Annotated in this window: 10 protein-coding genes; 3 read left to right on the top strand and 7 right to left on the bottom strand. The window is 72.1% G+C overall.

What is annotated here, in order from left to right; all coding sequences use genetic code 11:
• The coding region (gene trpC, locus PINTE_RS17955; protein WP_068433503.1) for an indole-3-glycerol phosphate synthase TrpC at positions 1-786 on the bottom strand (786 nt) is incomplete at its 3' end.
• Positions 787-998: 212 nt separating this feature from the next.
• Between trpC and PINTE_RS17950 the strand changes: the two genes are divergently transcribed.
• A complete protein-coding gene (locus tag PINTE_RS17950; protein ID WP_068433502.1) occupies positions 999-2,060 on the top strand; it encodes a DUF4190 domain-containing protein in 1,062 nt (353 codons plus the stop codon).
• Between the two features lie 126 nt (positions 2,061-2,186).
• On the opposite strand, the gene PINTE_RS17945 is transcribed toward PINTE_RS17950, so the two are convergent.
• The 4 genes from PINTE_RS17945 to hisI form a co-directional block, all read right to left on the bottom strand.
• Positions 2,187-2,420, bottom strand: coding sequence for an HGxxPAAW family protein (locus PINTE_RS17945; protein WP_068433501.1), 234 nt, complete (start codon positions 2,418-2,420; stop codon positions 2,187-2,189).
• Between the two features lie 112 nt (positions 2,421-2,532).
• Positions 2,533-3,246, bottom strand: a complete 714-nt coding sequence (locus PINTE_RS17940) for a Trp biosynthesis-associated membrane protein (protein WP_084343769.1) — start codon at positions 3,244-3,246, stop codon at positions 2,533-2,535.
• Positions 3,243-4,781 carry an anthranilate synthase component I gene (locus PINTE_RS17935; protein WP_068433498.1) on the bottom strand — a complete coding sequence of 513 codons (1,539 nt, stop codon included), beginning with the start codon at positions 4,779-4,781 and terminating at the stop codon, positions 3,243-3,245. The genes PINTE_RS17940 and PINTE_RS17935 overlap by 4 nt, the downstream gene beginning before the upstream one ends.
• Positions 4,778-5,200, bottom strand: coding sequence for a phosphoribosyl-AMP cyclohydrolase (gene hisI, locus PINTE_RS22195; protein ID WP_245643038.1), 423 nt, complete (start codon positions 5,198-5,200; stop codon positions 4,778-4,780). Before hisI ends, PINTE_RS17935 begins: the two co-directional genes overlap by 4 nt.
• Positions 5,201-5,315: 115 nt before the next feature.
• On the opposite strand from hisI, the gene PINTE_RS17925 reads away from it, so the two are divergent.
• Positions 5,316-5,963 carry a TIGR03085 family metal-binding protein gene (locus PINTE_RS17925; RefSeq protein ID WP_068433505.1) on the top strand — a complete coding sequence of 216 codons (648 nt, stop codon included), beginning with the start codon at positions 5,316-5,318 and terminating at the stop codon, positions 5,961-5,963.
• A 756-nt stretch (positions 5,964-6,719) separates the two neighbouring features.
• Positions 6,720-8,579: an HNH endonuclease signature motif containing protein gene (locus PINTE_RS17920; RefSeq protein WP_068433496.1), complete on the top strand. Its 1,860-nt coding sequence runs from the start codon at positions 6,720-6,722 to the stop codon at positions 8,577-8,579.
• Positions 8,580-8,592: 13 nt separating this feature from the next.
• Here PINTE_RS17920 and PINTE_RS17915 read toward each other — a convergent pair whose 3' ends face one another.
• Positions 8,593-10,224 (bottom strand): cobyric acid synthase, encoded by a 1,632-nt coding sequence (locus PINTE_RS17915; RefSeq protein WP_068433504.1) that lies wholly within the window; start codon positions 10,222-10,224, stop codon positions 8,593-8,595.
• Positions 10,225-10,273: 49 nt separating this feature from the next.
• The coding region (cbiB, locus tag PINTE_RS17910) for an adenosylcobinamide-phosphate synthase CbiB (protein ID WP_068433491.1) at positions 10,274-10,970 on the bottom strand (697 nt) is incomplete at its 5' end.

Here is a 10,970-nt window from a genome sequence, read left to right as displayed (position 1 = left end):
GCCCGCGGCGACGAGGTCGGCGACCGCGCTGCGGGGGTCGCCGCCGGTGACGAGCGCCTCGCCGACGAGCACGGCGTCGGCCTGGCGGCGCGCGCACTCGATGACGTCGTGCGGCCCGCGCACCCCGGACTCCGCGACGCGCACGACGTTGTCTGGCAGCGCGGCGCTGACGCGCGCGAAGGTCGTGCGGTCGACCTCGAGTGTCTTGAGGTTGCGGTTGTTGACGCCGATGAGTTCGGCGCCGGCGGCCACGGCCCGCTCCGCCTCCTCCTCGTCGTGCACCTCGACGAGCGGCGTCATCCCCAACGATCGTGTGCGTTCGATGAGACCGACGAGCTCGTCCTGCCCGAGGGCCGCGACGATGAGCAGCACGAGGTCGGCGCCGTGGGCGCGAGCCTCCCACAGCTGGTAGGAGGTGACGATGAAGTCCTTGCGCAGCACCGGGATGTCGACCGCGGCGCGCACGGCCACGAGGTCATCGAGGCTGCCGCCGAACCGTCTCCGCTCGGTGAGGACGCTGATGACGCTGGCGCCGCCCGCCTCGTAGTCGCGGGCCAGGGCCGCGGGGTCGGCGATCATCGCCAATGCGCCCTTGCTCGGGCTCGACCGCTTCACCTCCGCGATGACCCGCACGCCGCCGGGCCGTCCGCGCAGTGCGTCGAGGCCCGACTTGGCCTCCTGCAGGCGCGCGGCTCGTTCTTTGAGGTCTGCGAGGCTGACCTCGCGCTGCCTCGCCTCGAGGTCCTCGCGGACCCCGGCGATGATGTCGTCGAGAACGGATGCCACGCCCCTCAGGCTAGCGGGGCGCTTCCCGGGCGCCGAATCCGCTCGTTGCTCAGCGGACGGTTACTGTGGTGACCAGGCCCGCACCACCGATCAGCCCCGTTCAGCCCCCGATCAGCAACCGACCAGCCATCGATCCGCAACGGATCAGCCACCGATCTGCCAGGGCCGGTGAGCCAGGCGGATCGGCCAGGGCAGGCAGGAGAGACAGCGACATGAGCGACAGCCCAGGGTCTTCCGGCTCGACGTCCCGCGGTCCCGGCCGCGACGACTCGACGCGCGACGACGCGCTCACCGAGCCCTACCGCCCCGACGTCGACGACCGTGACAGCCGCTACGACAACCCCAACGACGGCTACGGCAGCCGCAACGACGGTTACGGCAGCGGTGATGGCGGATACGGCAGCAGTGATGGCGCGTACCGCGCCGACGATCCTGGGCGCGATCAGACGCAGTACGACGCGACCCGGCCGATGGCGCCGGTGGACTCCGACGCCGAGTACGGCCAGGGATACGGCGACCGGTCCGGTCAGCGGTACGACTCGGGCTCCGGTCAGGGCTACGACTCGGGCTTCGGGACGCCCGGCGGCGAGCAGGGCTACTCCTCGGGCGGCGGCACGTACCCGCCGCCCCCTCCGTACGGGTCGTCCGGGTCCTCTGGCTACGGCGACCAGCAGGGCTACCAGCAGCCGGTGTATCAGCAGGCGTCTCAGCAGCCGTACCAGCAGCAGGGCTACGGCAACCAGGGCTACCAGAAGGGCTACGACCAGCAGGGTTACCAGCAGCAGCCGCAGTACGCCTCCTACCAGCAGGACTACGACGACCCGTACGCCGGCAAGCGCACCCCCGGCCGCGGCGCGGCGCTCGCCGCCCTCATCTTCGGGATCATCGCGCTGCTGATCTTCTGGTTCCCGTTCGTGCCGGTGCTCGTGGGGCTGTTCGCCATCGTGCTCGCGATCATCGCGCTCTCCCGCATGGGCCGCTCCCCCAACCGGGGTCGCCGTGCGGGCCGGGGCATGGCCGTGACGGGCCTGGTCACCGGCATCATCGCCGTCATCCTCGCGGGCGTGCTGAGCGTCGGGTACTTCGTGGCGATCCGCGCGGTGCAGCCGCACTGGGGCGAGATCCAGGAATGCCTCTCGCTGCCGTCGCAGGCCGAGAGCGACCAGTGCATCAACGACGTGGTCGGCCGGATCGCGCAGGAGCAGGGCGTGCCGGTCAACATCGACAACAGCTCCAGCGGAGGCCGAGAGGTGTCGCTGCGGTTCAACCGCTGACTCCGCTGACTCACACATGCCCGCCATTGGCGCCGCGAGTGGCGGTCGTGGTGCGCAGGCAGCGGCCGGCAGCGCCACCGAGTGCGCCCCAGGCGCCCAGGGTGGCCGGGGCGCCCTCGGCACCCGTCAGTGGCCGACCTTGTTCTTCGGGCCGCCGTCGCCGTAACCCGCCTTCGACATGATGATCCAGGCGAGTGCTCCGCCGATGAACCCGAGGGTCCCGACGATCCACAGCAGCGGCATGGCGAGGACTATGCCGAGGCAGATGAGCGCGGCGGCGACGAGCATGATGCCGACGCCAGTCCAGGCGGCGGTGCTGCTGCCGTGCGAATCGGTGTGCTGCTGGACGGACTCGGCCATGGGTCGCATCTCCTGGGGTGTTGTCGCTGTCGCGGCGGTAATCGGGACCCATTCTGCCAGGCCGAGGCCCGCGCGGGGGCCGCGCCCCGGTGCGGGCGGCGAGCTCACGGGATCACAGCGTCGGGTCCTCGCCGCGGCTGAGGCTGTCCCAGTCGTCGACGGCCGCGCCGCGGGCCGGCCGGCTGCCGGACGCCCCCGAACCGCCGGAAGCGCCCGAAGCGCCCGAGCCGTCGGACACACCCGAGCCACCCGGGCCGCCGTCTGTTCCGGCCGACGCCGGCGGCGCGGAGCCGCGCGCCTCACCGGATGCCCTCGGAGCGGCGCGCTCCCCCGCCGGGTTCGCGTACCGCCTCCCGGCGCGCGACCAGGTGCGGCCGGCCACGAGCACGAGCAGGCCCGCGACCGCGCCGAGCACCGCACCGAGCAGCGTCACCCACGGCCACGGCGTCAGCCCGGAGTCGGTGACCGCCGCCGCGCCGCTGTTGCCGAACGCGTCGCCCGCCCGCGCGAGCAGCGCCGGAGCCGGGTCGGCCAGCACGCGGGCCGTGAGCGCCGCGGCCCCCGCCCCGGCGGCCGTGACGAGCGCTCCGGCGACGACGCGCAGCACCGGCCCGGCGATCGCGACGACCAGCGCCCCGGCGAGCACGACGAGCCCGAGCCCGGGCGCGCCCGGCACGAGTTCCTGTCCGGTCGCGGTGGCCGCGCGGTGCCCGAGCACCGGGTCCGCGACGGTGGCGCTCGCCCACACCGTGGTTGTCGCCGCCGCGCAGGCGCCTCCCGCGATCAGCGCCAGCACGACGACCGGCCCGCGGCGTAGCGCTCTCACGGCGCCCGCAGCCCGGACGCCGCGGCCACGGCCCGCACGACCGCGGCCGCCTTGTTGACCGTCTCCTCGTGTTCGAGGCGGGGCACGGAGTCGGCGACGATCCCGGCTCCGGCCTGCACGTGCGCGACCCCGTCGACGATGACCGCCGTGCGGATCGCGATCGCCATGTCGAGGTCGCCGTGCACGTCGAGGTAGCCGATGACGCCGCCGTACACGCCGCGCCGGCTCGCTTCCATGGCCTCGATGAGCTGCAGCGCCCGCGGCTTGGGCGCGCCCGACAGCGTGCCGGCCGGAAACGTCGCCTCGAGCACGTCGTAGGCGCTGCGCCCCGCCGCGAGCCGGCCGATGACCGTCGACTCCAGGTGCATGACGTGGCTGTAGCGGTGCACGCTCATGAGGTCGACGACCTCGACCGAGCCGGGCTCGCAGACCCGCTGCAGGTCGTTGCGGCTGAGGTCGACGAGCATGACGTGCTCGGAGCGCTCCTTGGGGTCCTCGAGGAGGTCCTTGCCGTACAGGACGTCGTCCTCGGGCGTGGCCCCGCGCGGCCGCGACCCCGCGATCGGGTGCGTGATGACCTTGCGGCCCTCGACCTTGACGAGCGCCTCCGGGCTCGAGCCGACGATGTCGACGTCGCGCCCGTCCGGGGTGCTCAGCCTCAGCAGGTACATGTACGGGCTCGGGTTCGCGGTGCGCAGGGCGCGGTACACGTCGAGCGCGTCGGCCTCACACGGCATCGAGAACCGCTGGCTCAGTACGACCTGGAAGACCTCGCCGGCTCGGATCGCCTCCTTGCCCTCCTCGACGAGCTGCTGGTAGTGCTCGGGCGTCTCGTTGCTGGTCGGCCCGACCTCGACGGGCTCGAGCACGGCGACCGTGCTGTCGGCGGGCTCCGCCAGTTCGGTCGTCATCCGATCGAGCCGGTCCACGGCGTCGGCCCACGCGTCGTCGACGCGCTCGTCGGTGGCATCGAAGTTCACGGCGTTGGCGACCAGCAGCAGCGAGCCGTCGCTGTGGTCGAGCACCGCGACGTCGGTGGCGAGCATCATCGCCAGCTCGGGCAACTGCAGGTGGTCGGGCGCAGTCTGCGGCACCTTCTCCCAGCGCCGTACCGCGTCGTAGCCGATGTAGCCGACCATGCCGCCGGTCAGCGGCGGCAGCCCTTCGATGGGCTCGGTGGCCAGCGTCGCGACCGCGTCGCGCAGCACCTCCACCGGGTTGCCGTCGGTGGGGATGCCGACCGGCGGGTCACCCAACCACACCGCCTCCCCATCGTGCTCGGTGAGCACCGCGCGGCTCGCCGCCCCGATGATCGAGTAGCGCGACCACACCCCGCCGTGTTCGGCCGACTCCAGCAGAAACGTGCCCGGGGCGTTCTTGGCGAGTTTGCGGTACACCCCGACCGGGGTCTCGGCGTCGGCGAGCAGCCGGCGCACGACCGGGATCACCCGCCGATCGCGGGCCAGCTCTCGGAATTCCGTCAAGGTCGGCCACGTCTGGCCGTAGCCGAGCCGGGAGCCGGGTCGCAGGCTCACGACGCCGCCTCCGGCCCCGGCCTCCTGGGGTTGACGTCTGCGCGCGGGCCCTCGGCGAACGACTGACCGGTGGCGGCGTGCAGGTCGGTGAAGAAGCAACTGCGCTCGCCGGTGTGGCAGGCGGCGCCGACCTGCTCCACGCGCACGAGCACCGCGTCGCCGTCGCAGTCCAGGTGCACCGAGCGCACGTGCTGCACGTGGCCGCTGGTGTCGCCCTTGCGCCAGTACTCGCCCCGGCTGCGCGACCAGAACGTCACGCGGCCGCTGGTCAGCGTTCGATGCAGAGCTTCGTCGTTCATCCAGCCGACCATGAGCACCTCCTCGGAGGCGGCGTCCTGGACGACGGCGGCGACGAGTCCGGCGGCGTCGCGCTTGAGGCGCGCGGCGATGGCGGGATCGAGCGAACTGGCGGAAGTCACTCGGCCATTCTGCCAACGGTCCGACGCGGCGCTGCGGGGGTAGTGGCGGCCGGATCGGCTCGTCCGCTGCGGTCCTGATCGGCGGTTGTCGGAGCCGACTGTCAAGATGGTCGCCATGACCGGATTGGCCCAGCTCGAACGCCAGGCACTCAGCTCCACGCTCACCCGCGTCGGCCCGGACGCACCGACCCTGTGCGAGGGGTGGCGTAGCCGCGACCTCGCCGCCCACATCGTGTTGCGGGAGCGACGTCCCGACGCCGTGGCAGGGGTTTTCCTGCCCCAGCTGGCCGGCCACTCCCAGCGCGTGCAGGACGGATACGCCGAGGGCTCGTGGGCCGGCCTCGTCGACATGGTGCGCCAGGGCCCGCCTGGTTGGTCGCCCTCCCGGGTGCCGGCCGTCGATGACGCCGTCAACCTCATGGAGTTCTTCGTGCACCACGAAGACGTGCTCCGCGCCGCCCCCGGCTGGAGCCCCGACCAAGCCCGCGACATCGGCCCCGACCTGCAGGAGGCCCTGTGGTCGAGGCTGCGGCAGATGGGGCAACTCATGTTCCGCCGCTCCCCCGTCGGCATCGTTCTCGTCACCCCCGAGCACGGCCGCCGCGCCGTCAAAGGCCCGACGAAACTCGGCACCGTCGTGCTGCGCGGCGAACCCGCCGAGCTCATTCTCTTCGGCACCGGGCGTCGCGATGTCGCCCAGGTCGAGATCGACGGTGAACCCGACGCCGTGGAGGCTTTGCGAGAGTCGTCGTTCGGTCTCTGAGGGCAGTTTTCGCACCTTTGTCGGCGATAGTCTCGAATGGCTTGATCTTCGCTAAGTGGCGTTGTCGGCGCGCTTAGCTTGGCATATCGACTTTCGACCCCCCTCACGTTTCGGCCCGCCTCGGGTTTCGATCTGCCTCGGGTTTCGGCCTGCGCCGGGTCTCAGCCTGCGCCGGGTCTCAGCCTGCCCAGGCTCCGCTACCTGCGCACAGCGGGGTGACCTCTCCCCCGATGTCGTGAATCTTCATGTGCAACAAGGCTACTCGCCCCGATAACGCAGCTTGTCGGTGGTCGCCTCTAGGGTCGGTGATACCGGAGTTCGGCCGACGGGGTCGGAGCCCGGCGCTCACCTGAGGGGGCGTAGTGACATGGGCTGTGCGGCCACCACTGCGACAAACGGACCCAGATCAATTGGGCCGTACGCGCACAATGAAAGCACACGTGCACAGTTACGCAGGAGCCCTTCATCACGGTTCTCCCAGTTCCCTTTTCCAGGCCTCGAGAGCGCGGCCACCAGGTTCTCGATCTCTGGCAAAATCGTAGTCCACGACATATTTCAGAGATATATTTGGAGCCTCGCAACTGACCATCCCGACGCCCGTCAAAGGAGGAGGTCGAAATGATTGTCGACCCCATGGGGCGCCATCTTCCTGCATGGGCACTGAAGCATCCGGACATCCCGATTTCTGACGCCTATATTGACGAGGCGCTTGATGATCTTGCCGATCACCTGCAGTTCGCGGCCGTCCTTGACGGAATGAGCCGACTGCCCGACGAAGGCCATGTCGAAGGGTGGCGGCTCACCAGCGAGAGCGCGCCGGGCGTCGGCTGGCCTCACAGCCCCGACGGCGACGAGTGCTCCGACGACTATTCCGACGACTGTTCCGACGATGCGCACGTATCAGACGACACGACCGAGCCCGACTCCGAGGAGCTCTGGGATCGGCTGCGCACTCTGGAAACCACGTCCGCGCACAACGAGCTGGAACGCACGCACATCCTCGAGATCCTCGTGCGTCGGCAGGCCCAGAGCGACGCGGCCTCCCAGAACGACCGGATCGAGCGCGGGCTGATGGCGCCGCGGCATCGCAAGTCCGACCCGGTCCTGCTCGACGAGGCGCGGGTCTGCGTAGTCGACACCGCGGTCGCCACGCTGGGCGGATCCGCCGGGGTGTGGCGGGGGCGCGCGGCGCTCGGTCTGGCGCCGGAGCCGATCGCGGCGCCGGTGCGCGAGGCGGTGGCGGCTCGCGCGATCACGTTCACCCAGGGATGTGCCCTGGTGCAGGAGCTCGACGCGCTCGAGGTCACGCCGGAGGCGGGGCAGAAGGTGTGCGACGCCGTGCTCGCCTACGCGACCGCCAAGGCCGCTGCGACCGCGGCGCCGGTGGGGCAGGGGTTGTTCTGCCGCAAGAAGCGCCGCGAGTTCATCAAGCACGTCAGCACCCGGGCCCGCCGGGCGCGGGTGTTCCGGCAGCGGAACACCTGGGTCACGCTCGGTGACGACGGCGCCGGGTCGTTCGGGGTCAGCGGCGCCGACGCCCGCTGCCTGGGCGCCTCCCGGCGCGTCGACGCGATCGCCCGCGCGGCCCGTGCCGGCGGCGACCCCCGCACCCTGGCTCAGCTGCGCTCCGACGTCGCCCTCGACCTGCTGTTGTTCGGTCAGCCGCACGCCGACGCGCCCACCGCCGTGGACCACCCGGGCGAGGGCGGCTGGCCGTCCGCGACCGTCTCCGTCGTCGTGTCCGCGGGCTCGCTGCTCCGGCTCAACCGGGAACCTGGGCTGGTCGAAGGTGCGACCGTCGACGCCGACACGGTGCGCGAGGTCGCATTCGCGGTCGGGTCGACCTGGCGACGGCTCATCGCCGACCCGATCACGGGGTACGCGATGGCGCAGGTCAGCAGGTCCTACGCGCCGCCTCCACGGATGGCTCGCGCCGTCCGCGAACGCGACGGCATCTGCCGCGCCCCTGGGTGCGACCGGCCGGCGGCACACTGCCAGCTCGATCACGTCGTCGAGGTTCGTGACGGCGGCACCACCCGCGGCGACACGCTCGCCGACGAATGCGAACGCCACCACGCGAAGAAGACCCGACGGCACTGGGCCGCGCGGATCACGCCTGACGGAGTGGTCGAATGGCGGCTCCCGGACGGGCGGGTCTACCCGACGTTCCCCATGGACTACCGCGAATTCGGCCTGGGTGCCGACGAACCCGAGGCGGCCGACGCCGGGCCTGACCCCGGAAACGCAGGGCCTGACACCGGAAACGCAGGGCCTTACGCCGGAAACGCAGGGCATGACGCCGGACGCGAGGTGGACGATCCCGTCGACGAGCCGCCCAAGAAGGTACTCATCAACCTCGAAGACCTCGCGGCGATCGACGACGACGCCGTGGCCCACCCCCGCGAACTCAACCGCCTCCGCGATGAAATCGCCTGCCTCCGAGAGGAACTCGCGGACGAACGAGCCGGCCACGCCGCGGCCGACGCCGCCCAGACCTCTCCGACGAGCCCGACGGCCACAGGGGCGACAGATGCCACTGGGGCTACGGGTCCGTCGGGTCTAACTGGTCCGCGGTCCGAGGGCTGGGCCGAGGGCTACGAGGAGCCGCCGTTCTGAGTGACGGGCGGAGTCACAGGCGCAGCAGTCGGCGCAGCGCCTGGGTGTCGAGGTGCTCGACGACCGCGTCGGCGAGGCGCTCCAGCATCTGCTCGCGCAGCTGCCGGAAACCCGGGGAGGCGGTCGGCGTCCACTCGCGCCCGGTCGACGCGGCGACCTGCGCGAGGAACTCCCGGCGGAAGCCGTCGTTCTCGAACGCGCCGTGCCACGTCGTGCCGAAGACCGCGCCCCGCTGCCAGCCGTCGAGGAACGGGTGCACCTCCTCGGAGGCCGAACCACCCGCAACGTCACACTGTTGTGTGCGATGCGCGACGCCGTGGTGGATCTCGTACGACTCCACCGGATGCCCCCGCCACGCGCCGCGCACCACGCGCGTGTGTTTGTCCGCTTCGAACGACACGTCGATCGGCAAAAGCCCCAGCCCCGGCGCCACCGTCGGCCGCGGCGCCTCGATGCCCGCCTCGTCGCGGATCGTCGCCGCCAGCATCTGGTAGCCCCCGCACACCCCGAGCACCGGCACCCCGCGCTCCGCCGCGCTTGTCACCGCCTCCGCCAGGCCCCGCGAGCGCAGCCACTCCAGGTCCGACAGCGTCGCCCGGCTCCCCGGCAACATGACCAGGTCGGCCCCGTTCAGCCCCTCCGGGGAGTCCACCAGGTCGACGTGCACCCCCGGTTCGGCCGCCAGCGCGTCGATGTCCGTCGCGTTGCTCAGCCGCGGGAACGCCACCACCGCCACCCGCAACGACCCCGCCGGAGCCGGGCCGCCCGAGGCTCCCGAGGCCCCCGAGCCGACCGAGCCGACCGAGCCGACCGAGCCGACCGAGCCGACCGAGCCGACCGAGCCGACCGAGCCCCCGGCGCCGCCTGAGGCTCGCGATCCGCGAGCCTTCCACGACCCCAACGTCAGCGCGTCCTCCCCGTCGAGCCACACGTCCGACAGGTACGGCATGACCCCGAAAACCGGAAGTCCCGTGCGGGATTCGACGACGTCCAGACCCGGGCGCAGCAGGTCGACGTCGCCGCGGAACTTGTTGACGATCCACCCCGCCAGGGCGCCCCGGTCGTCCTCGTCGAGCAACGCCCACGACCCGTACATCGACGCCAGCACTCCCCCGCGGTCGATGTCGCCGACCACGACGACGGGCAGCCCTGCGGCCCGGGCCAATCCGAGATTCGTGTAGTCACCTTCGCGCAGGTTGACCTCCGCCACGCTGCCCGCGCCCTCGGCGATCACCACGTCGTAACGCGCCGCGAGCCGCTCGTACGCCGCGATTGCCTCTCGGGCCAATTCCCTACGGCCCGTTGACCACTCCCGTGCGTTCAGCTCACCGAACGGACGCCCCATGAGCACGATGTGGCTGCGCCGGTCCGTGCCCGGCTTGAGCAGCACCGGGTTGAGGTCCGCGCTCGGCACCACCTGGCAGGCCATCGCCTGCACCCATTGCGCCCGCCCGATCTCCGTGCCGTCCGGGCACACCATCGAGTTGTTCGACATGTTCTGCGCCTTGAACGGCGCCACCGACACGCCCTCGCGCCGCAGCCACCGGCAGATCCCCGCCGTCAACAGCGACTTTCCCGCATCCGACGTCGTTCCGCCCACGAGCAACCCCGACGCCCGCGCCCCCGAACCCGGCCCCGAAACCATGCGCGAACCCACGCGCGGACCCGTCTCTGAACCCATGCGCGACCCCACCTCAGCCGCGTCGGCCCGACGCCGCGAGCGCCACGCACGTCACGAGCGCCGCCGCCCCGACGAGTCGCGACAGCCGCGCCGCCCGCGGCAGATCCTCGACCTGCGCGGGGCGCCCGTTGCCCAACGTGCCCCGGTCCTCGAGGCGGTCCCCGTACCGGTTCGCCCCGCCGAGCCGCAGCCCCAGCGCGCCCGCCGCGCTCGCCTCGACCACGCCCGCGTTCGGGCTCGGATGCTTCGGCGCGTCCCGCCACCACGCCTTCCAGGCGTCGTGCGGATGCCCCCCGACCAGCGGCGCCACCGCCACCGTCAGCAGCCCCGTGAGCCGGGCCGCCGGCACGTTCACCAGGTCGTCCAGTCGCGCCGCGGCCCAGCCGAACCGCTCGTACCGGGCGTCGCGGTAGCCGACCATCGCGTCGAGCGTGTTCACGCAGCGGTACGCCACCACCCCCGCCGGGCCTGCGACCGCGCCCCACAGCAGCGGGCCGGTCACCGCGTCCGAGGTGTTCTCCGCCACCGACTCCACCGTCGCCCGCGCGATCTCGCCCGCGGACAGCTCGCTCGCGTCCCGGCTGCACAGGTGCCCCAGGCGCTCCCGCGCCCCCGGCACGTCGTCGTCGGCCAGCAGCGCGTGCATCGCCTGCGCCTCGGTCTCCAGGCTGCGCCCGCCCAGCGCCGCCCACGTCGCGGCCGCCGTGAAC

The sequence above is a fragment of the Piscicoccus intestinalis NBRC 104926 genome (genome assembly GCF_001515525.1).
Taxonomy (GTDB): Bacteria; Actinomycetota; Actinomycetes; order Actinomycetales; family Dermatophilaceae; genus Kineosphaera; species Kineosphaera intestinalis.
The sequence above is the reverse complement of the archived record's forward strand: the minus strand, read 5'-3'. Positions and strand labels throughout refer to the sequence as shown.